We start from the raw sequence: 25700 nt of genomic DNA on the forward strand, positions 1-25700 counted from the left end.
CTCTTGTTGGTATCGAAAAGTTATAGATCCCCCTAAATCCCCCGATAAATTGGGGGACTTTGATTCCAGTTCCCCCCTTTTTAAGGCTACCGTGTACACACAAGTTATCGAATTACTACCAGTTCTCGAATTACCCCACCCTAACCCTCCCCGTATGTATTGGGGAGGGAACCGGATTTTTCTTGTTTCCCCCCAATACATCGGGGGGACTAAGGGGGGTAATTCGACTTGTGTGTACACCGTAGCCTTTTTAAGGGGGGTTAGGGGGGATCTAAACGTGCTTAAAATCACAGCAAAACACTTTTCAAACAACCTCTAACGCTTATAAATCTAGGGTTAGGTTTTGTTCCACAGATTATCAATGAGATTCGCAGCAAACTCGCAGAGATAACGCAGTCGATATACAGAATGTTGTGCAATCTTCCGTTGATTCAAAAGTCCGATCGCAAAGATTACAAATGATAGAAATATTGGGAAATCCTTGAACTCATTCATTCACAACAGATAACAAGATGCAAAGTAAGCGAAATTGGAAACTGAGATACTGGATTATGGGCAGCTATGGAGTTCCCATTCTGGCGTTGATAATTTCTGCGGGGCTGATATTTATTAATATCAACCTGGTGAGTCAGCGATCGCAAGATTTAGTTTCTTCCTATAACGTTAATTCAGCGATTAATGCCCTTGCCACGAATGTGCAGAGCGGTTCTAAGTCAGTTCGGGGCTATTTGTTAGAAAAAAATCAGACATCCTTTGACGAATACCAAAAATCTCAAAGAAGCTTCAACGAGCTTTTGTCAAAGCTAATGTCGCTTGCCAGAACAGAGCAAGAGCAACAGTCATTAACCAGGCTAGAGGGACTGCTGAATAATTTAATGCTTGTCGAGGATGATTTGATTGGCAAAGTGAATCAAGGTAAGGTTCAGGAAGCTGTTGAAACCTGGAGTCACGAAAATGCTCGCAGTATGGTCGATCGCCTGACAAGTGCGATCGATGAAGTTCAGCGCCGAGAAGACCAGAATGTAATTTTGGCTGCCAAGCAACAGCAAGCAGCGCTCGATACGCTCAAGCTCACAATTCTGTCTGCGACTGGACTTTCCTTGCTGTTGTCGGTTTTGACTGGCATCTGGGTAATTAGCCGCACTGCTCGACGGATAAATGAATCAGCCAGTGCGATCGCTACCTCAACGGCTGAAATTGCCGCCACAATCGAGCAACAAGAGCGCACTGCCAATCAACAGGCAGCCTCGGTCAGCGAAACTACCACTACAATGGACGAACTCAGCGCCTCTGCTCAACAGTCTGCCCAGCAAGCATCCACTGCCTCAACCAGCGCTCAACAAGTCTTAAATTTGGCAGATCAAGGCAATCAATCACTGAACCGCACCCTGGAAGGAATGGCAGCCTTGAGCCACAGAGTCAGTGCGGTAGCAGACCAAATGCTGCGCCTGAACGAACAAACCAAGCAAATTGGCAATATTTCCGGGTTGGTGAGCGACTTAGCAAATCAAACCAATATGCTAGCGCTAAATGCGGCAGTAGAGGCAGTCCGGGCGGGGGAACAAGGCAAGGGCTTTGCAATCGTCGCCGCCGAAATTCGCAAACTGGCAGATCGGAGTAAGCGATCGGCTGAAAAAATTAATGTGCTGGTGAATGATATTCAATCCGCCATTAACTCAACCGTTGTGATGACAGATGAAAGTACAAAAACTGCTCAACAGGGGGCGGCAATAACTAAGCAGACAGTGGAAGTCTTTATCAGTGTCACCGATGCCGTCAACCGGATGGTGTTGAATATTCAGCAAATCTCGCTAAACGCTAGCCAGCAATCTATTGCGGTTCAGCAAATTTTACAAGCAATGAATGCACTTAATAACTCTGCTAGAGAGACAGCGATCGGCATCAGTCAGACTCGCGTTAGCACTCACCAACTCAATGATGCAGCTTACAAACTACAGAGTGTTGTGTAATCTTCCCTTGATGCAATGAAGAGGCAGGGGGCAGGGGGAAATGACCTCTTCCTCCTACTGTGAAGCCTACTAGTTTTTTTAAAGTTACTGCGTAACGACGCAATCAAAGGTGCGGGTTGATGTAACAAAGGTGCAGATCGAGAGACTTGTGTGTACACCGTAGCTTTATGGGGTCAATTTAAAATCTAAAATCCAAAATTGTGTGATGGCAATATCTGGAAATTCTTGAACTCATTCACTCACAAAAGATAACAACAAGATGGAAAGCAAGCAAAACTGGAAACTAAGATACTGGATTATTGGCGGGTATGCCGTTCCCGTGCTGGCATTGTTAATTTCTGCCGGAGCGACGGTCATCAATATCAACACGGTGAGCCAACGGTCAGAAAATTTACTGTCTTCTTATGAGATTAATTCAACAATTGATGATTTGGTTGTTAGCGTGCAAAGTAGTTCTAAATCAACTCGGGGCTATTTATTAGAAAAAACTCAGCAATCACTTGAGAACTACCAAGAGACACAAAAGAACTCCAGGGACTTTTTAGCAAAACTGAGCGCACTTGCCAGATCGGAACAGGAGCGACAATCTTTAACCAAACTGGAAGAACTGGTGAATAAACAGCTTGTTTTTGAAGAGATCCTGATTGAAAAGGTGAATCAGGGCAAAGTCAAAGAAGCCATTGAAACCTGGAGCAAGGGGAATGCCCGCACTCTGGTTCAGGATGTCGTAGACATGATTGAACAAATGCAGGAGCGAGAAGATCGGACTTTTGCAACCGCCGCGAAACAGCAGCAAGAGGCGCTCAATGCCCTCAAGTTCACGGTGATATTAGCTAGTGGACTCTCCCTCGTGGTATCTGTTTTGATTGGCATCTGGGTCATTAGCCGCACTTCCCGCCAGATGAACGCCTCTGCTGGCGCGATCGCAACTTCTACAACCGAAATTGCCACGACGATCGAGCAGCAAGAACGCGCTACCATCCAACAAGCCACTTCTGTCAACCAAACTACCACAACAATGGATGAATTGGCGGCTTCCTCGCGCCAGTCTGCCGAACAAGCAGAAGCCTCAGCCGCAGGGGCGCGGCAGGTGTTGTTGCTGGTAGATGGTCGCACTCAAGAGGGTCAGTTCAGCCAATCGAGTCTACGCGAGAAAGTAGGCGACATTGCCACCCAAATTCTTCATCTAAGCGAACAAACCAATCAAATCGGCACGATCTCCACCCTGGTTAGTGATTTAGCAAGTCAAACTAATATGCTGGCGCTCAACGCGGCAGTAGAAGCCGTGCGAGCCGGGGAACATGGCAAAGGCTTTGCGGTTGTTGCTGCCGAAATTCGCAAACTGGCAGACCAGAGTAAGCGATCGGCTGAAAAAATTAATCTACTGGTTTTAGACATTCAAAAATCGACCAATTCCACCGTTATGGTGACAGATGAAGGCACGAAAACCGTAGAAAAGATTGTGGATGCCATCAAAACGATCGCGCTAAATGGTCAACAAATTTCCCTTACTTCCAATCAACAGGCGATCGCGGTGCAACAGGTGGTAGAAGCCATGAACTCGCTGAATATTTCCGCTAGGGAAACCGCCTCTGGTATTAGTCAAATTAAAGTCGGTACCCAACGACTGAATGATGCCGCCCAAGAACTAAAAGCCGTTGTCTAAAAATGTATTTGAGTTACAGCTATGTTAAAAAATATGTCTTTGCATGGACGATTGATGGGTTCGTTTTTGCTGATGGGCGGTGTTGTTTTGGTCGTTGGGTTTTTCGGCTGGCGGGGTACTCATCAATTAAGCAGCCATATCGACACCCTCAGTAATAACAGCCTCCCCAGCATCGACGGATTGTGGAGAGTTAATGAAGGGCAGACCCAGATCCAGTCGGCAGAGCGAGCGATTATCAACCCCGAACTCCCCGCAGCAGCCAAACAGTCTGAGTTAAATCGAATGCAGGCAGCCTGGAAGCAGATTGACGCAGGTCTTGAGGAATATGAAACCACACCCCGCAGCCCCGACGAGGACAAACTCTATCAGACGTTTAAGCAACAGTGGCAGGCGTGGAAGCAAGATCATGCTGCCTACCTTCAGGCTTACCAGGATTTTGCCCGGTTAGGTGTTGTAAACCCCACTGCCAGACAGCTGGAATTGACCAGCCAGAAGCGAGAAAATTCTCCAGAAATGAAGGTGGCGATCGCTGCTGCCGATCGACTGACAAAACTCAGACAAAACGCTGTTGTCAAAAATGATGTTTCCTTTGCGGCTGCAACTAACTCATTGTTGCAACTGATCAAAATTAATCAGGATACTGCTGAAGATGCAAATAAAGCCGCCAGTGACGATACCCGCTTGACCACAGGTTGGGTGGTTACTGGGATTATTGCTGGGCCTCTAGGGGCAATCTTACTAGGATTTTTTCTGAGCAACAAAATTGCTAAACCGTTGACAGGCAAAATTGCTCAAATTGTTCAAACAATGGCTGCTTCCACCAATGAAATCGCCGCTACGGTTGAGCAACAAGAACGGACTGCGACTCGGCAGGCAAGTTCTGTCAATCAAACCACTATCACCATCGATGAATTGGGAGCCTCATCGCAGCAGTCAGCCGAACAAGCAGAATCGGCGGTAGCAGGCGCACGGCAGGCGTTGATCCTTGCAGGTAACGGTGCTGATGCTGTAAAACGCACCCTCAAGGGCATGGAAACCCTACAGCAGAAAGTCGCAGCGATCGCCGACCATATCGCACGCTTAAATGAACAAACCAAGCAGATTGGCAGTATCTCTGGTCTGGTGGGCGAGTTGGCAAGTCAGACTAATATGCTGGCGTTAAATGCGGCTGTAGAAGCAGTCCGGGCAGGGGAGCATGGGAAAGGCTTTGCTGTTGTCGCTGCTGAAATTCGCAAACTAGCAGACCAGAGCAAAAAATCAACCGAAAAGATTAACACCTTGGTAGGCGACATTCAATCTGCCATCAGCATCACTGTCATTGTCACCCATGAAGGCACTAAAACTGTGGAAGAAGGGACGCGAATTGCCCAGGAAACGTCAGAATCCTTTGCTGGTGTAGAAGTTGCAGTGAATAATATTGTCATTAACAGTCAACAGATTTCACTCAATATCAACCAGCAAGCGATCGCCATTCAGCAAATTGTCTCTGCCATGAATGACTTGAATATTGCTGCGCGTGAAACTGCCAGTGGCATTAGCCAGATCCGCTCTGGTACTCAACAAATAAACGAGTCAGCGCAAGCACTTAAGGCAACCATTTAGTCGCTCAATTTTGGATTTTAGATTTTAGATTTTAGATTGAAACCAGCAATCAAGTCAGGCGCTTGTCACTTAATTTGAGATTTTGGACTTAAACAAGCTCAGTCGAACCGCTTTTAAATCTTCAATCCAAAATCCAAAATCCAAAATCTAAAATTCCCTCGCTTAACCCTTAACTACTTAAAACTATGATGATCGATGATGAAGAACTGAGAGACGTTTTCAAAGTAGCCAGCGAAGAACATCTGCAAAACCTGGATGATGGATTACTGCATCTGGAAAACCATCCCAACGATCTGGCTGTCCTGGAAGCCTTGATGCGAGAGGCGCATTCCCTCAAAGGCGATGCCAATATGCTGGGAGTCAAAGATGTAGGCACTCTAGCACATCAAATTGAGCATATTTTGACTCAACTCAAGCAACAAGAAAACCCTGCGTCCTCGTTGGGCAATGATACAACAGAATCACCCTATGAACGTCTCGCTCATGCGATCGCTGCTATCCGCAAACTCGTTCATGAAGCTGTTACCGGAGAACCTGCCAAGGTTGATACCTTTTCTGTTCTGGCCGAATTGATGGGAGCGCAGCCAGTAAAAAGGGAAGATAATCCGACTCAAGAGCTAGAAGTCAACAGTACTAAAGTAATAAACACAGTAAAAAACAATACTTTTGATAAAGAGCGAGAGTCAAAGGAAAACGGAGCGATCCAAAATCCAAAACTTGTACTGAGCGAAGTCGAAGTATCCAAAATCGTTCGACTGAGCGAAGCCGAAGTCCAAAATCCAAAATCCCCCACCAATAGCTACCGCATCGAAACCATCCGCGTTGGTACTCGCCACCTGGATACGTTGATGACGCAAGCAGGGGAGTTAACTGTCACCAAAATTCGGATTGCTCATCGGCTGGGAGAAATTGAGGCGATCGCTAATTTGTGGGAAGAATGGAATCGAGATTTATTCACTAATCGGTTTGCCTTCAGCCGAGAGCAACAAGGTGATGTCGCCCTGCAACGTCTAGAAACTTTTCATCATCACTCGGAAAAACGATTAGAGCAATTGGGTCATTTGGTGAAAACCTTGCAGAGTTCCCTTTCGGAAGACACAACCCGACTGGAACAACTCAGTAGCGATTTAGAAGAAGGTATTCGTACCCTGCGATTGCTGCCCTTTGCAACGATTTTCAACCTCTTTCCCCGGATGGTGCGCGATCTGGCACAGCAGCAGGGAAAATTGGTGGAGTTGATCGCAGAAGGCAAAGACACCCTTGCCGACAAACGCCTGTTGGAAGAAATGAAAGATCCGCTAATGCACATTCTGCGAAATGCGATCGATCACGGGATTGAGCCACCACAGGAACGGGAACGGCTAGGAAAACCAACAACGGCAACGATTCGGCTCAAAGCTTACCAGACTCCCACTAACATTGTGCTGGAAATCAGTGATGATGGGCGGGGGCTTGACCTGGATAGAATCAAACAAATAGCGGTGAAACGGGGCATTTGCGGGGAGGAAGAATCAGCAGCAATGACTCCCAGCCAGATCCAGGCGTTGATCTTCGCACCGGGATTTTCAACAGCCCCCCTAGTGACAGAAGTATCAGGGCGGGGTGTGGGGCTGGATGTGGTGCAAACCAATGTCGAGAAATTGAAAGGTACAATTCAGGTAGAATCGGTTCCCGGACTGGGATGTACGCTGCGCGTCAATCTCGGTATCACCTTGGCAACCGCCCATGTCTTGATTGTGCAAGTGAACCAAATGCCCTATGCCATCCCAGTGGAGTTTGTACAAACCGCTTGCTTGATAAAATCAGAAGAGATTTTTCCCTTGGAGGGACGGGACACAATAATTCGGGATAGTCAACCCATTTCGATTGTGCAGTTGGCCGATCTATTAGAACTGCCCCCGATGCCATCTGGGTTAACTCAAGAAACAGCACTTTCCTGTATTATTCTTCAGGTTGGGCAAGCACAACTGGGTGTAGTGGTGGATGCCTTAGTCGATGAGCAAGATGTATTGATTAAACCCCAAAGTCATTTACTTAAACGAGTCCGCAATGTTTCCGGGGCAACAATTTTAGGCACTGGAGATGTGTGTATGGTGCTGAATCCCCAGGATTTGGTGAAGTCAGCCCGATCGCGATCGCAGTCCATTTCTTCTACCCAAACTCGTCAACTTGCGCCTACAAAACCAACCGTTTTATTAGTGGAAGATTCTATTGCCACACGCACGCAAGAAAAGCGAATTTTAGAAACCGCAGGTTATCAAGTGATTACTGCTGTGGATGGTTTGGATGGATTGAACAAGCTGCGATCGCACACCGTTGATGCTGTTGTTAGCGATGTGCAAATGCCAAATCTCGATGGCTTGGGGTTAACTGCTAAAATCCGCCAATATCAAGAATATAGCGAACTTCCAATTATCCTGGTTACTTCCCTTGCCAGCGATGAAGATAAACGTCGGGGTGCGGAAGCCGGAGCCAATGCCTACATTATCAAAGGCAGCTTTAATCAAGAAGCCTTGCTGTCAGCCCTCAAACGGTTAGTGTAGAGGTTTTCAGATGAATGAAGAATAATTTTCTCGTATAGCCGTAGTCACATAAGTTAGGACATTTTGAAAATGTGAATGCTAGGAATAGTAATAGTTTTACCTTCTGCCTCACTTCGACTACGCTCAGTGACCACCTGCCTCCTGCCTTCTGCCTCCTGCTATAAAATCTCAACTTACTGTCAATTCATGAAAAACTCTGCCCCGATTCGCGTCTTTCTGGTGGAGGATTCGCTCGTCGCCTTAACCATCCTCAAGCGAATTCTGGCGAGTTCCCCGGAAGTGGATGTGGTGGGAACTGCTCCCAATGGCGTGGAAGCATTGGAGCGAATTCCAGCCGCACAGCCGCAGGTAATCTGCACCGATTTACACATGCCCAAAATGGATGGACTGGAACTCACCCGCCGAATTATGACAGACTATCCCCGTCCCATTCTGGTAATCAGCACCTCCGTCAACACTCAAGAAGATTCTCGCAATGTTTTTAAACTGCTGCAAGCGGGTGCTTTGGATGTTTTTCCCAAACCCAATATTGACTCACTTTCAGACTATGAACACATCAAGCACGAATTAATCAACCGGATCAAAGTTCTGGCAGGGGTTACAGTCTTTACTCGCCACACTTCCCGTGCGGCGGTAGAACCCAGAATGCATTCTGTTAGCCCCAAAAGTAAGCCAGAATTATTCAGCCCAAAACCTGTCAGTAACTCACAGTTCCCCATTCGTAATTCCCCGTTTTCCCTGCCCAAAGTCGTGGCGATCGGAGCCTCCACAGGCGGCCCCCAGGCATTGTACGCGATCCTAAAACAACTGCCTGCAAACTTTCCCGTACCCATTCTGTGCGTCCAACATATCAGCGAAGGATTTCTGCAAGGACTGGTAGATTGGCTAGCAGCAGAATGTTTCCTGCGGGTGACGATCGCCCAACCGGGAGAATTTCCCAAACCGGGTACTGTCTACTTTGCTCCCGAACGACAACACCTGCAACTCGACACTCAAGGGCGATTTATCACCATCAGCACTCCTCCTGTTTCCGGGCATCGTCCCTCCGTCACAGCTTTGTTTCAAGCCGTTGCCACCTGTTACCCGCGATCGGCGGTTGGTATTTTGCTGACTGGCATGGGACGGGATGGTGCAGATGGATTACAAGCGATCGCCCAAGCCGGAGGCACTACCATTGCCCAGGATGAACAAACCTGCGTTGTCTTCGGGATGCCCAAAGAAGCGATCGCTCTGGGAGCCGCCCAACATATTTTAGCGATCGGCGAAATTGCTCCCATGCTATTGAATCGAATTTTCAGTTATAGGCTAGGTTAGGTATACCTATAACGTGCAACGCATCTTATCCAAGGGGCTAATTTTGTCCGAATGCTAGAATTTGAGCAGCACTCAGCTTAAAACTAGGAATAACTGTCGATGCCAGAGGAGTGTCGCCCATATAAATCGTGTCTTCATATTGCCCGTTCACCCATAAGCACAGCGTCACTTGCTGTATTTCCGGGTCAATAATCCAGTATTCCGCAATCCCTCGCGCCGCATATTCTGTGCGTTTGTAGCGGTAGTCTCGATCGCGATTCTGCTGTCCGGGTGACACCACTTCAATTACGATCGCAGGTGGCGGCATATCCCGTGTTAAGGTTGCCCGCTTTGCTCCTGCCAAGGCAGTTCGTGATTCTTCTGTATGAACCAGGATATCTGGCAATCGACACTTTGCCCGTCGCCCAGTTACTTCAACCTCTGTTCCCACAGCAATTAATGCAATTGGAAAATATTTTGCCAACTCAAATAACAGATATTTAGCAATGTCTAAATTGCCCTGGCTTTCAGTTGGCATTTCCACTAACTCTCCATCTACAAGCTCATAGCGCGTGTCAGTCCCGTCGTCATAGGCAAGGTATTCCTCCATTGTCATCAACTTTGGGACATTGAGTGCAATTTGAGTCATGGTTAGGAATCTCCGCGATCGCTGCCGTAAGGCTGTCAGGATAGAAAACTGGCTGTGCCAATTTTAGCAAATCTAATTCTGCACCAATGGTTTACTAATTTTGTCCAAATGCCAAAATCTGAGCAGCACTCAGCTTGAAACCAGGAATAACTGTCGATGCCAGAGGGGTATCACCCATATAAATCGTGTCTTCATATTGCCCGTTCACCCATAAGCACAGCGTCATTTGTTGCCTTTCAGGGTCAATAATCCAGTATTCCGCAATCCCTCGCGCCGCATATTCTGTGCGTTTGTAACGATAGTCTCGGTCGCGGTTGTCTTGTCCAGGTGAAACCACCTCAACCACCAAGATTGGCGGTGGCATATCTTGGGTAATCGTGTTGCTGCGTTGTCCTGCCAGCGTTGCGTATCCTTCTTCACTCAGTATGGTCAGATCGGGTAAGCGCACCTTTGCTCGTTTGCCACTCACGACAATTTCCATATCTTTGAGGTTGATCAGCACAATCGAAATGTATTTTGCTAATTCCAACATCAGGAGTTTGGCAAGCTTGCAGTTTTCTGGGGATTCAGTCGGCACTTCTACTAACTCTCCATCTACAAGCTCATAGCGCGTGTCAGTACCGTCGTCATAGGCAAGGTATTCCTCCATTGTCATCAACTTGGGGACGTTGGGTGCAGTTTGAGTCATGGGTAGAAATCTCCGCGATCGCCGCCGCAAGGCTGTCAGAATAGAAAACTGGCTGTGCCAATCTTAGCAAATCCTCATTCTGCGCTAATGTTTTACCCATCGCACCCTGTTAAGCTAAACCACATCTAGTTTGCATATCTAAGATTTATATAACTATTGTGGGGTGGGCAGCGTTCGACTGAACTTCGACAAGTGTTACAGTGAGCCTGTCGAACTGCTCAGTTACCGCGATCGCGCCGAAGTCTGATGAACAAGCAGCAGATCAGGAGCCAATAAATTTTCGTACAGCTTCTCGCAATTGTTCAGCATCAAAAGGTTTGATCAGATATTCTGTTGCACCCGCCAGATGACCCTTCACCCGGTCGAAGGGGGAATCTTGAGAAGTCACCATAATCACGGGCAAATGCTGAAACTGGGGCAGGCTCCGCACCGTGCGGCAAAACTCCAACCCGTTTACATCCGGCATCTGCACATCCAATAGCAAGACTGAAATTCGTTGATGATAAATGATCGACAGGGCATCAACCGCGTTAGCGGCTGTTATTACTTGATAGTCCGGTTCTAACGCTCGTTTAATCATTTGATGAATCACAGGGCTATCATCAAGCGCGAGAACAATCGGTGAGCTTGTCGTACCATTTGACATACTTTACAAGTCGATGAGTCAATCATCGTTGGCATTTAGCCTAGCATTCCCAAAGGAAGACTTGAACAATTGATATGTTGATAATTTTATACATACTTTAAGTACTTTTAACCAGAGGCTCAACCGGAATTTGAATCAAGAACTCGCTGCCTTTCCCAAGTTCTGAGGAGCATTTTAAAATGCCGCCATGTTTTTCAACCACAATTTGATAGCTGATGGACAGTCCTAGCCCGGTTCCCTTGCCGATGGGTTTGGTGGTGAAGAATGGATTGAACAGTTTTTGCTGGGTTGTTTCTGTCATGCCAGAACCGTTATCTCGAATCCGAATCACTACACTATCTGCGTGCGAAAATTGGGATAGATCGGAACTACCCGATTTTTCTCTACTAATGAGTTCTGTTTGAATGGTAACGATCGGATTAGGCGTTTCATCTAAGGCATCGATCGCGTTACCCAAAAGATTCATAAATACTTGATTCAATTGCCCCGCATAACAATCAACAGGCGGTAAATTGTCGTATGCTTTAATCACTTGAATCTCAAACTTGGCACTAGTTAATTTCAACCGACTCTTCAAAATTAACAACGAGTTGTCAATCCCTTCATGGATATCCACAGGTTTCATCTCGGCTTCATCCAGACGCGAGAAGTTCCGCAGAGATAGGACAATTTGCCGAATTCGTTCTCCACCCATTTGCATCGACGACAATAAATTAGGCAAATCTTGCATCAAGAAATCAAGATCCATAGCCTCTATCTTTTCCTGAATAGCATCAGTTCCATTGGGATAGGTTGCTTGATAAAGATGCAATAGTTCCAGCAAATCCCGAACATAGTTGGTTGCATAAGTAATATTACCGTTAATAAAGTTAACCGGGTTGTTGATTTCGTGGGCAACTCCGGCCACCAATTGTCCCAGGCTAGACATCTTCTCTTGCTGTACCAGTTGCATTTGGGTTTGCTGCAACTGGCTCAGGGCGTTTCCCAGATAGGTGGCTTGAGTTTGAGCTGCAAAGGCGGTTGCTCGTGTTTGGGCAAGCAGTTCTGCCTGATCGAGAGCGATCGCTACTTGATCGGTGACAGCTTTGAGTAACCGGACTTCGCTATCAGTCCATTGGCGCGAACCGCGACAGTGATGGCAAACAATAGCACCCAATTGACTAGAATGGGTTCTCAGTGGCAGCAACAGCACCGAGGTTACTGCCAGTTGATGCAGCAGGGCGCGATCCTCCGGGGTGAGTGCCTCTGAGGTAGTAGAAACATCCTCAATCCTTAGCATATCTAGATTTAAGATAGTTTCTGCCAGAACGGAGCCTGGCCCTAGGGAAAGTTCCCCCAACGCCATCTGAATCTCTGGGTTAGTCGCTTCGTGAGTCACCATAAAGTTGAACCGATCTTTGTTGGGCAGACACCACACAAAGTCACAGCGATCGACTTGCAACAGACTATGAATCTCATTCACTGCCGTTTGTAAAATCGTGTCCAGATCCAGAGAATTACGGATTTGATTTGCCAAATTAAACAGAATTGAATCTTGTTGACCAACTAATTCCTGAGTAATCAATTGCTGTTTTAGTTGTTTGATTTCCGGGATCGTTTGACGCAGCTTCGTGGTGTTGCGCTTTAGCTCCAATTGCGCTACCACTTGGTGGCTGAGTGTCTGCAATCCTTTTTGTTGTTTCTGACTCAGATCGCGCGGTTCAATGTCCATGACGCAGAGTGTACCCAAGACACAACCGCCAGTTATTACCAGGGGCACTCCGGCATAAAACCGGATATTGGGAGCATTTATAACGAAGGGATTGGTGGCAAAGCGGGGATCGGCCAGAGTATCTGGAATTACAAATACATCTGACTGGCGAATGGTGTAGTTACAAAATGCGAGGTCTCGGCGAATTTCTGTTAATGTGATTCCCACCTTAGACTTAACCAACTGGCGATCGGCTCCGATAAAACTCACCAGTGCCATTGGAGTTTCGCACAGATCGGCTGCCAGTGCTGTTAAGTCATCTAATGCCCGATTGGGTACAGCATCCAAACCCTGAAATTGATACACTGCTTTGAGCCGTGTCAGTTCGTTGGTGCAGGCCATCTTTGTGCAGGGGAGCATGGAATCAAGTAATAATTCAGGGATTTTCATAGTTTTATTTTAATTGAGGGGCGATCGCTAATTTGACACTGAAACAGGTACATTTGCAATCGCTACTCTAAGTTTTCTAAAGCTTTAGTTTTTATAAGTTTTTCTTTTTTAGAAATATTTTAAATCAAATTATGAATGCGAGTTTAAGTATAACGCCGTCCATATCCAAATTTTGTTTTTTTGACCGCACAAAAGTTTCCAGTTTATCTAATTCCCTAACAGATGGTATTTTATCCGTTGGCGGTGCCTCCGGTAAGTTTTCGCTAATTTGTTTTACCCAGTTAATTATAGTCGTGCGATCAACCCCTGTCTGACGTTCGCTCTAAAGCTAGCACCATTAACGTATGCTTTTAAGCATTCTATTTTTTTCTCATCTGAGTATCCTTTTGGTGGGCTGTAGACATCAATGAATTGGCGTTAGCGTTCGCGTAGCGTCTCGTAGAGAAGCGGGGCGGAACGCACATCGCAATTAGTACATATGTAATTCTGTTTACCTCGCCGCCAGCCATTTTTCCTAATCTCAGTACAGCCGCAGTATGGAAAACTCACAGTAGGGCACCTCAATTCCTCCCTCTATTATGCAACCCCGACTTTTCAATAAAGCAGCGAGGGTTCAGTTTTTCTGCCAGACATCTTCTCAAAGCCGCTTTACAACTAGCATACGAGCTTAACTTCTCGCTCATACGCCCAAGATCGGCAATGCCAAAACAAGATATGTAAAGAAGTGACTGCATAAATTTATTGAGCTTGCCCTATAGAAGTTTTGACCTACACTAGCCACTTACGTTGTGTAACTTTACTAAAGTTATCTTTTTAAATAAAAGCAATAAATTTATGAGTGATTTACTAAAGCGTTTAGAACATCTATCGCCTCAAAAACGCGAACTTGTTCTGCAAAAATTGTTGGCACAGCAATCTTCTCCAATCAACAATAAACCTAAAGTTCCACGAATTGAATCTGTTAGCACTGATAAATTAATTCCTTTATCTTTTCCTCAACAAAGACTTTGGTTTCTCGACCAAATGGAGGGTAATAGCGCTGCATATAATATGGCTGCTGCGGTAGAAATTACTGGTAATTTGCAAGTATATATTCTCGAAAAAATCATCGCAGAAATCATTCAACGTCATGCAATCCTTCGCACTAACTTTAAAACAATTGATGGAAATGCTGTCCAGATAATTACACCTTGTTTAACAATAGCTGTTCCAGTAATTGACTTACAAACATTGCCAGCAGAAGAACAGTTTGCCGAGGTAGAATGTTTGGCAATTGAGGAGCAACTACAACCTTTTGACCTGACAAAAGATTGTTTGTTGCGAGTGACATTACTACATTTGGCATCAGAGTCTTATGTATTGCTAGTAACGATGCACCATATTGTTTCTGATGGCTGGTCGATGGGGGTATTTCTTCAAGAGTTTTCCAGTTTATACACAGCTTTTTCTCAAAATCAACCTTCTCCACTACCGGAATTAGCCATCCAATATACTGATTTTGCTCATTGGCAGAGGCAATGGTTGCAAGGTGAGGTATTAGAAAATCAACTCAACTACTGGCGGCAGCAGTTAGCTGGTATCCCACCAATATTAGAATTACCTACAGACCGTCCGCGTCCTCCAGTTCAAACCTTTCAAGGTCAAACTTTACATTTTGAACTCAACCAAAATCTTACAAAACAATTAAATATCCTGTGTCAAAAGTCAGGGGCAACTATGTTTATGACCCTGATGGCAGCTTTTGTAACTTTACTGTTCCGCTATAGTAACCAGTCAGATATTGTTATCGGTTCCCCGATTGCTAACCGCGATCGCCAGGAAACACATTCACTAATTGGTTTATTTGTCAATACCTTAGTACTGCGGACTAATTTAGAAGGAAATCCGAGTTTTGCAGAATTACTAGAAAGGGTGCGACAAGTTGCTTTAGATGCCTATGCTCATCAAGATATGCCTTTAGAGAGATTAGTTGAAGCTTTGCAACCAGAGCGATCGCTTTCTCACATGCCTTTATTCCAAGTAGCATTTGCGATGCAGAATGCACCGATGGGTAAATTAGAATTACCCAACTTGAGCTTAAATCTTTTAAAAATCGAAAATCGCACAGCGAAATTCGATCTGACGTTATCAATGCAAGAAACCGAGTCAGGACTTTTAGGAGAATGGGAATTCAATAGCGATTTATTTGATGCTACGACTATTAGCCGCATGGCAGAGCATTTTCAGACTTTGCTGGAAAATGTTGTGGCTAACCCTCAGCAAAAAATTGCGGAATTATCACTACTCAGTGCTAGCGAGCAGCACCAGCTACTTGTAGAGTGGAACGATACCCAAACTGCTTATCCCCAAGGTAAATGTATTCATCAGTTGTTTGAAGAGTGGGTAGAACAAACACCAGATGCGGTGGCGGTAGTCTTTGAGAATCAGCAACTTACTTACCGAGAGTTAAATCATCGCGCCAACCAATTAGCACACCAGTTGCAAAACTTAGGTGTAAAATCTGATGTCCTGGTGGGTATCTGTGTTGAACGTTCCCTAGAGATGATCGTTGGGTTATTAGGGATTCTGAAAGCAGGTGGTGCTTATGTACCTTTAGATCCTAATTATCCGAGCGATCGCTTGGCTTTTATGCTCGATGATGCTCAATTACCAGTGCTATTGACACAACAGCGATTGGTTGAGAAGTTACCACAGCATCAAGCAGTCACAATTTGCTTGGATGCAGACTGGAACCAAATTGCCAACAATAGCAGCTCTAATCCTGTTAGTGCAGTTACCGCTTCCGATTTAGCGTATGTAATTTATACCTCTGGGTCAACGGGTAAACCAAAAGGTGTGATGGTGGCACATACTGGGTTATGTAACTTAGTAATAGCGCAAATTCAGATTTATAACGTCCAAACTGATAGTCGCATTCTCCAGTTTGCCTCCTTTAGTTTTGACGCTTCTATTTTTGAAGTTGTGATGGCTCTGGGAACGGGAGCTAGACTTTACCTGGGAACAAAAGAATCTTTATTGCCCGGTTCATCGTTAATTGAACTATTGCAAAACTACGGCATTACCCACATCACTTTACCACCATCAGCTTTAGCGGTCTTACCTGCCGAAGAACTCCCAGCTTTGCAGAATATTACTGTAGCCGGAGAAGCTTGTCCTCCCGACTTGGTTGAACGTTGGTCTTGTGGTCGGCGTTTCTTCAATGCCTACGGCCCAACAGAAGCGACTGTCTGGTCAACAGTTGCAGAATGCAGCGGTAACATCACTAACAAACCCCCCATTGGTCGTCCAATTGCCAATACACAAATATATTTGCTCGATGGAAATTTGCAACCTGTACCCGTTGGTGTTTCTGGGGAACTGCATATTGGTGGCATTGGATTAGCCAGAGGTTATCTCAACCGTCCTGAGTTGACACAACAAAAATTCATTCCTCACCCCTTTCAAAGAGGCAGGGGAGCAGGGGAGCAGGGGAGCAGGGGGGAAACAGAAGACCAATCCTTTAATTCCAAACGCCTCTATAAAACTGGGGATTTGGCACGTTATTTACCTGATGGTAATATTGAGTACTTAGGACGTATCGACCATCAAGTTAAATTACGCGGCTTTCGCATTGAATTAGGAGAAATTGAAGCTTTACTCAGCCAACACCCAGGCGTAATTCAAAATACAATCATCGTCCGTGAAGATATCCCTGGCAGTCAACGTTTAGTTGCTTACACAGTTCCTAATTCAGACCAAGTACCAACAATTAGTGACCTGCGACGATTCCTGAAGGAACGGCTACCTGAGTACATGGTACCGTCGGCTTTTGTGATGTTAGATACTCTGCCTTTAACACCAAACGGCAAAGTAGACCGTCGGGCATTACCTGCACCAGAATCCCGTCCTGAGTTGGAAGTCAACTTTGTAGCTCCACGTACCCCACAAGAAGAAAAGTTAGCGGCGATATGGGCGGATGTGTTGAGATTGCAGCAAGTTGGGATTCACGATAACTTCTTTGAAATTGGTGGCGATTCTATCCTGAGCTTGCAAATTATTGCCAGAGCCAACCAAGCCGGAATTCAATTAAATATCAAGCAGTTATTTCAGCATCAGACAATAGCTGAGTTGGCTGCTGTGGAAAACACAACACAGAGTATCAAAGCAGAACAAGGTTTAGTTACAGGTTCCTTACCATTAACACCTATCCAGCATTGGTTTTTTGCACAAAATCTACCTCAACCAGCCCATTTTAATCAGTCAGTGTTGTTGGAAGTACCAGCAGACCTGAAACCAGAAATATTAGAACAAGCCTTGCAGCAATTATTATTGCACCACGATGCTTTACGTTTGAGATTTATCCAAGAAGGGGAAAGCTGGTTACAAACTAATGCTGATGCTGATGGTACAGTAACTTTAACTTGTGTAGATTTATCAGCCATGTCTGCGACAGGGCGAAGCGCGATCGCCTCACAAGAAAAACAAGCAGCCCTAGAAACTACTGCTAACAGGCTACAGGCTAGCTTAAATCTGTCACAACAGTTAATGCAAGCTGCCCTGTTCAACTTTGGTGCCGAACAACCCGCTAGATTGCTGATCGTTGTGCATCACTTAGCTGTGGATGGTGTTTCGTGGCGAATTTTGGTAGAAGACTTATTTAATACTTATCAACAACTAAATCGGGGAGAAACAATTCAACTTCCAGCCAAAACATCTTCCTTCAAAGAATGGTCGCATCGTTTAGTTGAATATAGCAACTCAGAAGCACTCGCAGCCGAAATAGACTTTTGGTTGGCTCAGTCATCCGGCTCTACTTCTTTGCCTGTAGACTATACTCAAGCAGTTAATACCGTTGTTTCATCCGCACAAGTTTCGGTATCTCTCAACGAAGAACAAACCCGTGCTTTGCTGCAAGAAGTTCCTGCTGTTTACAATACCCAAATTAACGATGTGTTGTTAACTGCTTTGGTACAAAGTTTTGCTCAATGGACTGGTGAATCTTCCCTACTCGTTGATGTTGAAGGTCACGGACGAGAAGAACTGTTTGCAGACATCGATTTGTCGCGCACTGTCGGGTGGTTTACTTGCCTTTTCCCCATTAAATTAGAATTGGCAGCGATGTCTGCGACAGGGCGAAGCGCGATCGCCGATGCTGGTAAAACTTTAAAATCAATTAAAGAACAACTACGCCCTTGCCAAAAACGGGGTATTAACTACGGGATTCTCCGCTATCTCAGCCCCAATCCAGCAATTCGCCATCAACTCGCAACTGTACCCCAAGCACAAGTTAGTTTCAACTACTTGGGACAATTTGACCAATTATCGGAATCTGGATCGTGGAAATTGACCCAAGAATCTGCTGGTGCAGAGCAAAGTACATTAGGCGATCGCACTCACTTACTAGAAGTTAACGCCTTAGTAGCATCAGGTAAGCTGCAACTTAATTGGACTTATAGCCAAAACATTCACCAACAAGCCACTATTGAGGCTTTAGCTGCTGGTTTCATCAATGCACTAACAGATATTATCAATCACTGTCAGTCTGCTAATGTTGGTGGTTATACACCTTCAGATTTTCCCGAAGCTGAGTTAACTCAGAAATATCTGGACAATTTGATTGCAGAAATGGCAATCCGTGATACAGCCAGCAAAAAGAAAAATATTGAGTCGATTTATCCCCTTTCCCCAATGCAGCAGGGTATTCTCTTTCATAGCCTGTATGACCCAGAGTCTGGGGTGTATTGCGAACAGTTAAGCTGCACTCTCCACGGATATATTAATACAACAGCGTTTGCCCAAGCTTGGCAACGAGTAGTTGAGCGTCATCCGGCTTTACGTACCTTCTTTGTCTGGGATAATCTTGACAAGCCCCATCAAGTTGTTTGCAAAACTGTAAATCTACCTTTTACTAATGATGATTGGCGTTCTCTATCGCCTACCCAGCAACAAGAACAACTTACAGCTTTTCAGGAAGCAGATAGAAACAGGGGTTTTGAACTTAACCAAGCTCCCTTGATGCGTTGTAGTCTCATCCAAACAGCAGATGATACTTACGAATTTGTCTGGACTTTCCATCATTTGTTGATAGATGGATGGTCTTTACCTATCGTGGTTCAAGAAGCTTTTGCTTTCTATGAAGCTGCGAATCGGGGTAATGATTTATATCTAAAAACTCCCCGTCCCTTCCGAGATTATATAACTTGGTTGCAACAACAAGACCTTTCCCAAGCCAAAGAATTTTGGAAGCGATCGCTTCAAGGTTTTACAGCCCCAACTTTGCTAATTGCAGATAAGTCTGTTGTTCACAATTCCCAGCAAAAGCAAACTTATCACGAGCAGCATATTCAATTACCACAAGCATTAACAACTACGCTGGAATCTCTAGCTAGACAACATCAACTGACTCTTAACACTGTAGTACAAGGAATTTGGGCACTGTTACTCAGCCATTACAGCACTCAAAAAGATGTAGTATTTGGCACAACTGTATCCGGTCGTCCTCCATCTCTTGTGGGTGTAGAAACTATGGTAGGCATCTTTATCAATGCGTTACCAGTACGGGTACAAGTATTAGAAGATTCTCAAATATTACCTTGGCTGAAAAATTTACACATACAGCAGGTAGAACGGGAGCAATACTCTTATACTCCCTTAGTGGAAATTCAACGGGTAAGTGAAATAGCTAGCGGCACACCAATGTTTGAGACTAACGTCGCATTTTATAATTACCCAGTAGATCCTGCTTTGCAAAATTCCAATAGGGGCTTAAAAATTGACAACATCAGTAATTATGAACGCACAAAATATCCTTTGATGTTAGTAATTATGCCTGGTGAAAATTTATCTGTGGGACTGAGCTATGAAGGCAACCGCTTTTCTCACGATACTATTGCTGACATTCTAGACAACTTTGCAACTATTGCTAACAAAATTACTGAACAGCCTGATGCTAAGTTGAAAACATTAGCAGAAATACTTGTTCAAGCAGACAAACAAAAACAACTCATCAAAGACCAAAAAATGGCAGCAACAGCAATTAATAAGTTGAACAAATTCAAGCGTAAATCAGCTTAAGTTTCTGGTGTTGCTAATCAAGTGTAAATGTTCCTCAAGCAGAGAAGCAAAGCATAGTCTTTTATCCTCTGCGTCTCTGGGTGAAACAAAAAAATCTATTAACCAACACGAATCAAAATGAACGACTTAGAACTAACAACAAACAGCATCAAAAAACTACAAATCGGCAAACGCAAAGTAGTTGAAAAATTAGTCAACATAGAACCGCTCAACTCAGCTAATCCTCTACCGTTAGTCATTTTCCCTGCTGTAGATGGCGTCAATTTAATTAATTGGACGCAGCAAAACCGCGATCTGATTGAAACTAATTTACTTAAAAATGGTGGCATACTTTTCCGAAATTTCCATGTCAATACAGTCGAAGATTTCCAAAGGTTTGTGAAGGTAGCTTCAACCGGAGAACTCTTAGATTACACCTATCGTTCAACGCCACGCACAGAAGTAAGCGATAAAATCTACACTTCAACTGAATATCCCGCAGATGAAGCAATTCCCCTACATAACGAAAATGCTTACTCTCCCATTTATCCTATGAAGATATGGTTTTTCTGCGTTAAAGCATCTGAAATTGGCGGAGAAACACCAATCGCTGATAGCCGTAAAATCTTTGAACGCATCAACCCGTCTATCAAAGAACGGTTTATCGAAAAGAAAGTTATGTATGTGCGAAATTATGGCGATTTAGATTTGCCTTGGCAAGAAGTTTTTCAAACCACAAATAAATCTGAGGTAGAAAGTCATTGCCGCAAGTTGGGTATCTCTTTTGAATGGACAGGTAACAATACCCTCAGAACAAGCCAAGTTTGTCAAGCTGTTGCCAGACATCCAAAAACTGGTGAAATGGTATGGTTTAACCAAGCTCATTTGTTTCATATTTCCAGCTTGAAAGCAGAAATACGCGAATCATTGTCGGCATTACTCAAAGAAGATGAATTTCCTCGCAATGCCTATTATGGTGATGGTTCTCCGATTGAAGTCTCTGTTTTAGATGAAATCCGGGAAATATATCGCCAAGAAGCAGTTATTTATCCTTGGCAGGAAGGAGATGTGTTGATGCTGGACAATATGTTGGCAGCACATGGACGGATGCCATTCGTCGGCAAAAGAAAAATTGTAGTTGCGATGGCAGAATCTTGTTAAAGCAGTTTTCTTTTGCTTTTTTTCAACGCAAAGGTACGCGGAGGTTAGCGCAAAGGTACGCAGAGGGTTTTTAATGTTATCCTCCCAAATGCTTATTAGGTAGGTATTTGGGAGTTTTTGTTTAAAATCTGGCAACTTACAGCATAAATTGATTTGACTACCCCTATTAAAACATTGATGCAGGTGCGACTTCGTTCAATTTACATAACTTGTATCGTCAGTATTGATTAATTGAAAAGGATTTCAATTTTATGCACGCTGAAATGACCAATTTGATTCGCATTTCTCCTCAGCAAAAGCATTTATGGTTGCAACAAAAGGATAATTATCAAGCTTACTGTTCCCAAATTGCGATAAATATCGGAGGTAATCTTAACCCTGATATTCTTAAATTAGCTTTAGCAAATATCAGCGATCGCCACGAAATATTTCGCACTGCTTTTCATTCCTTACCAGGTATGAATATTCCATTACAGTCAATTAGCGATGCTCCGAAGAGAGCCGCCAAGGGCGATCGCAGCACAATTTCACTTGGAGAATACGACTGGAGTAGTTTAACTTCTCAAGTACAACAAACCAAAATTGATGCGCTTTTCCAAGATAAAAGCCTCCGAAATTTTGATTTTGAACAAGCCGCAAGTTTACATTTTATCTTAAGTAAATTAGCTCCAGACAAGCATCTATTGTTTATCAGCTTGCCTGCTTTATATGCAGATATAACAACACTCAATAATCTTATATGTGAAATCGGTCGTTCTTATACAGCTTGTTTACACAGCGAAGAACTGTCAGATGAAATGATGCAATATGCAGATGTTTCTGAATGGCTAAATGAATTATTAGAGTCTGAGGAGACAGAGACAGCAAGAAATTATTGGGATCAACAAGATATTTATTCTGTGTTAAATTTGCAAATTCCCTTTGAAAGTAAAAATGCCAATCAATCATCTGGAGAAATTGTATTTGCACCACAATCGCTCTTTTTGGAGATTAATCGAGATACGGTAGAAAAACTGGCAATATTGCAAGAAAATTATCATACTTCAACTGAAGTAATTTTATTAGCTTGTTGGCAAGTACTAATTTGGCGCTTAAGCGGTCAGTCTAATATTGTGATTGGGACTGCTGGCAATGGACGCGAATATGACGAATTAGAAGAAGTTTTAGGGCTTTTAACTAAATATTTGCCTATTCATTCGCATTTAGAGGATACTTTAAAATTCTCAGAACTTATGAAAAGAGTTTCTGAGTCTTTTCGTTTTGCCAAACAATGGCAAGAGTATTTTGATTGGGAGCATTTGATCGCTGCAAATGAAAAATTTGCTTTTCGTGCATTTTTTCCTTTCTGTTTTGATTTTACAAAACAATCACAGAGCTATGTAAATGCTGATATTTCCTTTTCGGAATATAAAAAATTAGCTAATATAGAGAAATATCAAATTAAGCTTTCCAGTGGCTACAGCCAAAACAATTTATTTCTGAATTTTGATTATGATTCTAGTTTATTTTCAGAGGCTAGTATCAAAACTATTGCTGGACAATATCTGACATTAATAGAAAGTGTCACTCATAATCCAGAAGCAGCAATCATTGATTTAAATATGATTGGTGAAAGCGATCGCCAAAAATTATTGATTGATTTTAACAATACAAAAACAGAATTTCCACAAGATAAATGTATCCATCAACTATTTGCAGAACAAGTAGAACGCACACCCGATAACATCGCAGTTGAATTTAATAACGAGCATCTCACTTATGCACAATTAAACGCCAAGTCCAACCAGCTAGCGCATCAACTACAAAAGTTGGGAGTAAAACCAGAAGTATTGGTAGGAATTTGTGTAGAACGTTCCTTAGAGATGCTGATTGGTATCCTTGGTATCCTCAAAGCAGGTGGTGCATATATACCATTCGATCCCACATATCCCCAAGAACGATTGGGATTTATGTTAGAAGATGCTCAAATTCCTATACTGTTAACTCAACAAAGACTTGTAGATAAGTTTGTTGAACATAACACCCGTTTAATTTGTCTCGATCGAGATTTGCCAGAAAATGCCATACTCAGCATTGAAAATCCTGTAAGCGAAGTCACGCCGGAAAATTTAGCTTATATAATCTATACCTCTGGTTCTACAGGAAAACCCAAGGGAACTATGATTACTCACAGAGGTTTAGTTAATTACCTGAGTTGGTCTACAAATGCGTATGCGATCGCCCAAGGTTACGGCGCTCCAGTACAATCTTCCATAGGGTTTGACGCAACGATTACCAGCTTATTCTCACCGTTATTGGTCGGACAAAGGGTAGTACTGTTGCCTGAGAAGGAAGAAATTGAAGCATTGTCAGCACTTTTGCAGTCTGATAAAAACTATAGCTTGGTTAAAATTACTCCAGCTCACCTAGAAATGCTCAATCAGATGTTACCTAACCGCGAAGGTGTAACGAAAACGAGAGCATTAATCATCGGTGGTGAAGCATTATTGGGTAAAAGCTTGAAATTTTGGCGCGATAATGCTCCAAATACCAGAATAATTAACGAATACGGCCCAACCGAAACTGTTGTTGGTTGTTGTGTTTATGAAGTTGACGAGCAAACTTCTTTATCAGGTGCAATTTTAATAGGTCGTCCTATTGCAAATACTCAACTTTACTTGCTTGATAAAAATCAAAAACTTGTACCAATTGGTGTTCCCGGCGAACTATATATTGGTGGTGCAGGAGTAGCTAGGGGTTATCTCAATCGCCCAGAATTAACACAACAGCGATTTATTCTCAATCCTTTTAGCGATGAACCTAATTCTCGCCTATATAAAACAGGGGATTTAGCGCGATATTTACCTGATGGTAATATAGAGTACCTCGGACGCATTGACCATCAAGTTAAAATTCGCGGCTTCCGCATTGAACTAGAAGAAATTGAGTCTTTACTGGCTCAACATCCCTTAGTAAATTCTGTTACGGTTATTGCCAGGGAAGATCAACCTGGAGACAAACGTTTAGTAAGTTATATTGTTCCTCAAGAGCAAGCCCCAACAAGTAGCGAACTGCGCCAATTTTTACAGGAAAAGTTACCCGAATACATGATACCTTCTGCCTTTTTAATGTTAGAGGTAATACCTCTAACCGCTCATGGCAAGGTAGACCGGCAAGCTTTACCGCAACCCGATACATCTCGTCTCGGTACACTCAAAACCGAATTTTTAGCACCACAAAATAATTTAGAACAGAAATTAGCTAATATTTGGGAAAATCTACTCAACGTCCATCCTGTGGGAGTAAAGGATAATTTCTTCGATTTGGGCGGTCACTCGCTGTTAGCTATACGCTTAATGGCTCATCTTAACCAAGAGTTTGGTAAAAACTTGTCTTTAGCGACACTTTTCCAAAATCCTACAATTGAAAAACTGGCTAATATTCTTCGCCTAGAAACAGAAATATTATCTTGGTCTGCCTTGGTAGAAATTCAAAAAGGTAATTCCAAGTATCCTTTTTTCTGCTTACCTGGGGGTGGCGGCAATGTCCTCTATCTACATAATTTAGCTCGTTATTTAGGGGAAAACCAAACATTTTATGGGTTGCAAGCACCTGGTTTAAATGGGGAATCAGAACCATTGATTTGTGTTGAGGATATGGCAGCTTATTATATCCAGGCGATAAAAACCGTTCAGCCTGAAGGGCCATATTTTCTTGGAGGTCACTCTTTTGGAGGTATTGTTGCTTATGAAATGGCTCAACAGTTAATCAAATCAGGAAATGAGGTTGCTCTGGTTGCGATTTTAGACGCTCCGGCCCCGGTTGCTAGCGACAAACCCTTATATATTGATGTCGATGATGCAACTAGACTGACCGAAACTGCTCGTCTCATCGAACGCTGGGCAGGCAAAAACCTAGATATATCCTATGAAATACTCCAGCCGCTAGAACTCGACGAACAATTGGATTATCTCAAAGAGCGATTAATCACCGTTGATTTACTGCCTGCTGGTACTGATACAAAGCAAGTGCGTGGTTTGGTGCAAGTTTTCGAGGCAAATCTGCAAGCTAGTATCAAATATTTACCACAAGAAGCTTATCCCAATCGCCTGACTCTGTTGCGAGCTAGCGAAGTGAATGCGGAGGATGCTGCACTTTTAACTGATTTACGCGAAGATCCCGCTTGGGGATGGGGACAGTTTTCCGCTCAAAACATCGATATTCACGTTGTTCCAGGCGACCATATTACGATGATGGCTCAACCTCATATTCTAACTGTTGCAGAACAGCTAGGAATCTGCATTGAGCAAGCAAATGTAGGTAAATAAGGA

At 43.8% G+C, this 25700-nt stretch carries 13 protein-coding genes and 1 pseudogene; 8 read left to right on the forward strand and 6 right to left on the reverse strand.

The window, feature by feature from the left end; translation table 11 throughout:
- Positions 1-512 precede the first annotated feature (512 nt).
- The 5 genes from RMZ95_RS17925 (at position 513) to cheB (ending at position 9095) form a co-directional block, all read left to right on the forward strand.
- Entirely contained in the window at positions 513-1970 is a 1458-nt protein-coding gene (locus RMZ95_RS17925; RefSeq protein ID WP_322685020.1) for a methyl-accepting chemotaxis protein, read from the forward strand.
- A gap of 259 nt (positions 1971-2229) precedes the next feature.
- Entirely contained in the window at positions 2230-3636 is a 1407-nt protein-coding gene (locus RMZ95_RS17930) for a methyl-accepting chemotaxis protein (protein ID WP_322685021.1), read from the forward strand.
- A 21-nt stretch (positions 3637-3657) separates the two neighbouring features.
- Complete coding sequence (locus RMZ95_RS17935; protein ID WP_322685022.1) at positions 3658-5238, forward strand: methyl-accepting chemotaxis protein; 1581 nt, start codon at positions 3658-3660, stop codon at positions 5236-5238.
- Between the two features lie 185 nt (positions 5239-5423).
- Positions 5424-7781 (forward strand): hybrid sensor histidine kinase/response regulator, encoded by a 2358-nt coding sequence (locus RMZ95_RS17940; RefSeq protein ID WP_322685023.1) that lies wholly within the window; start codon positions 5424-5426, stop codon positions 7779-7781.
- A 186-nt stretch (positions 7782-7967) separates the two neighbouring features.
- On the forward strand, positions 7968-9095 hold the full coding sequence (cheB, locus tag RMZ95_RS17945; RefSeq protein WP_322685024.1) for a chemotaxis-specific protein-glutamate methyltransferase CheB: 1128 nt from the start codon (positions 7968-7970) through the stop codon (positions 9093-9095).
- A gap of 37 nt (positions 9096-9132) precedes the next feature.
- Here cheB and RMZ95_RS17950 read toward each other — a convergent pair whose 3' ends face one another.
- The 6 genes and pseudogenes from RMZ95_RS17950 to RMZ95_RS17975 all read right to left on the reverse strand — a co-directional run.
- A complete protein-coding gene (locus RMZ95_RS17950; protein ID WP_322685025.1) occupies positions 9133-9723 on the reverse strand; it encodes a Uma2 family endonuclease in 591 nt (196 codons plus the stop codon).
- A gap of 94 nt (positions 9724-9817) precedes the next feature.
- On the reverse strand, positions 9818-10411 hold the full coding sequence (locus tag RMZ95_RS17955; protein ID WP_322670076.1) for a Uma2 family endonuclease: 594 nt from the start codon (positions 10409-10411) through the stop codon (positions 9818-9820).
- Positions 10350-10511: a hypothetical protein gene (locus RMZ95_RS17960; RefSeq protein WP_322670077.1), complete on the reverse strand. Its 162-nt coding sequence runs from the start codon at positions 10509-10511 to the stop codon at positions 10350-10352. Before RMZ95_RS17960 ends, RMZ95_RS17955 begins: the two co-directional genes overlap by 62 nt.
- Before the next feature lie 162 nt (positions 10512-10673).
- Entirely contained in the window at positions 10674-11057 is a 384-nt protein-coding gene (locus tag RMZ95_RS17965) for a response regulator (RefSeq protein WP_322685026.1), read from the reverse strand.
- 97 nt (positions 11058-11154) lie between these two features.
- On the reverse strand, positions 11155-13197 hold the full coding sequence (locus RMZ95_RS17970) for a GAF domain-containing protein (protein WP_322685027.1): 2043 nt from the start codon (positions 13195-13197) through the stop codon (positions 11155-11157).
- Between the two features lie 150 nt (positions 13198-13347).
- Positions 13348-13746 (reverse strand): annotated as a pseudogene (locus RMZ95_RS17975) (hypothetical protein); the annotation flags it as partial.
- A gap of 285 nt (positions 13747-14031) precedes the next feature.
- On the opposite strand from RMZ95_RS17975, the gene RMZ95_RS17980 reads away from it, so the two are divergent.
- From RMZ95_RS17980 to RMZ95_RS17990, 3 genes are all read left to right on the forward strand, one after another.
- A complete protein-coding gene (locus RMZ95_RS17980) occupies positions 14032-20250 on the forward strand; it encodes a non-ribosomal peptide synthetase (RefSeq protein WP_322685028.1) in 6219 nt (2072 codons plus the stop codon).
- A gap of 117 nt (positions 20251-20367) precedes the next feature.
- Complete coding sequence (locus tag RMZ95_RS17985) at positions 20368-21390, forward strand: TauD/TfdA family dioxygenase (RefSeq protein WP_322685029.1); 1023 nt, start codon at positions 20368-20370, stop codon at positions 21388-21390.
- Between the two features lie 251 nt (positions 21391-21641).
- A complete protein-coding gene (locus tag RMZ95_RS17990) occupies positions 21642-25697 on the forward strand; it encodes an amino acid adenylation domain-containing protein (RefSeq protein ID WP_322685030.1) in 4056 nt (1351 codons plus the stop codon).
- Positions 25698-25700 lie beyond the last annotated feature (3 nt).

The sequence above is a fragment of the Nostoc sp. DedQUE07 genome, from assembly GCF_034530975.2.
Lineage (GTDB): Bacteria > Cyanobacteriota > Cyanobacteriia > Cyanobacteriales > Nostocaceae > Nostoc.

What these genes read in the sequence shown, in the direction of transcription:
- RMZ95_RS17950 (WP_322685025.1), bottom strand. Translation starts at nt 9,723, where the DNA reads ATGACTCAAATTGCACTCAATGTCCCAAAGTTGATGACAATGGAGGAA.
- RMZ95_RS17925 (WP_322685020.1), top strand. Translation starts at nt 513, where the DNA reads ATGCAAAGTAAGCGAAATTGGAAACTGAGATACTGGATTATGGGCAGC.
- RMZ95_RS17985 (WP_322685029.1), top strand. Translation starts at nt 20,368, where the DNA reads ATGAACGACTTAGAACTAACAACAAACAGCATCAAAAAACTACAAATC.
- RMZ95_RS17960 (WP_322670077.1), bottom strand. Translation starts at nt 10,511, where the DNA reads ATGGGTAAAACATTAGCGCAGAATGAGGATTTGCTAAGATTGGCACAG.
- RMZ95_RS17980 (WP_322685028.1), top strand. Translation starts at nt 14,032, where the DNA reads ATGAGTGATTTACTAAAGCGTTTAGAACATCTATCGCCTCAAAAACGC.
- RMZ95_RS17935 (WP_322685022.1), top strand. Translation starts at nt 3,658, where the DNA reads ATGTTAAAAAATATGTCTTTGCATGGACGATTGATGGGTTCGTTTTTG.
- RMZ95_RS17940 (WP_322685023.1), top strand. Translation starts at nt 5,424, where the DNA reads ATGATGATCGATGATGAAGAACTGAGAGACGTTTTCAAAGTAGCCAGC.
- cheB (WP_322685024.1), top strand. Translation starts at nt 7,968, where the DNA reads ATGAAAAACTCTGCCCCGATTCGCGTCTTTCTGGTGGAGGATTCGCTC.
- RMZ95_RS17970 (WP_322685027.1), bottom strand. Translation starts at nt 13,197, where the DNA reads ATGAAAATCCCTGAATTATTACTTGATTCCATGCTCCCCTGCACAAAG.
- RMZ95_RS17930 (WP_322685021.1), top strand. Translation starts at nt 2,230, where the DNA reads ATGGAAAGCAAGCAAAACTGGAAACTAAGATACTGGATTATTGGCGGG.
- RMZ95_RS17965 (WP_322685026.1), bottom strand. Translation starts at nt 11,057, where the DNA reads ATGTCAAATGGTACGACAAGCTCACCGATTGTTCTCGCGCTTGATGAT.
- RMZ95_RS17990 (WP_322685030.1), top strand. Translation starts at nt 21,642, where the DNA reads ATGCACGCTGAAATGACCAATTTGATTCGCATTTCTCCTCAGCAAAAG.
- RMZ95_RS17955 (WP_322670076.1), bottom strand. Translation starts at nt 10,411, where the DNA reads ATGACTCAAACTGCACCCAACGTCCCCAAGTTGATGACAATGGAGGAA.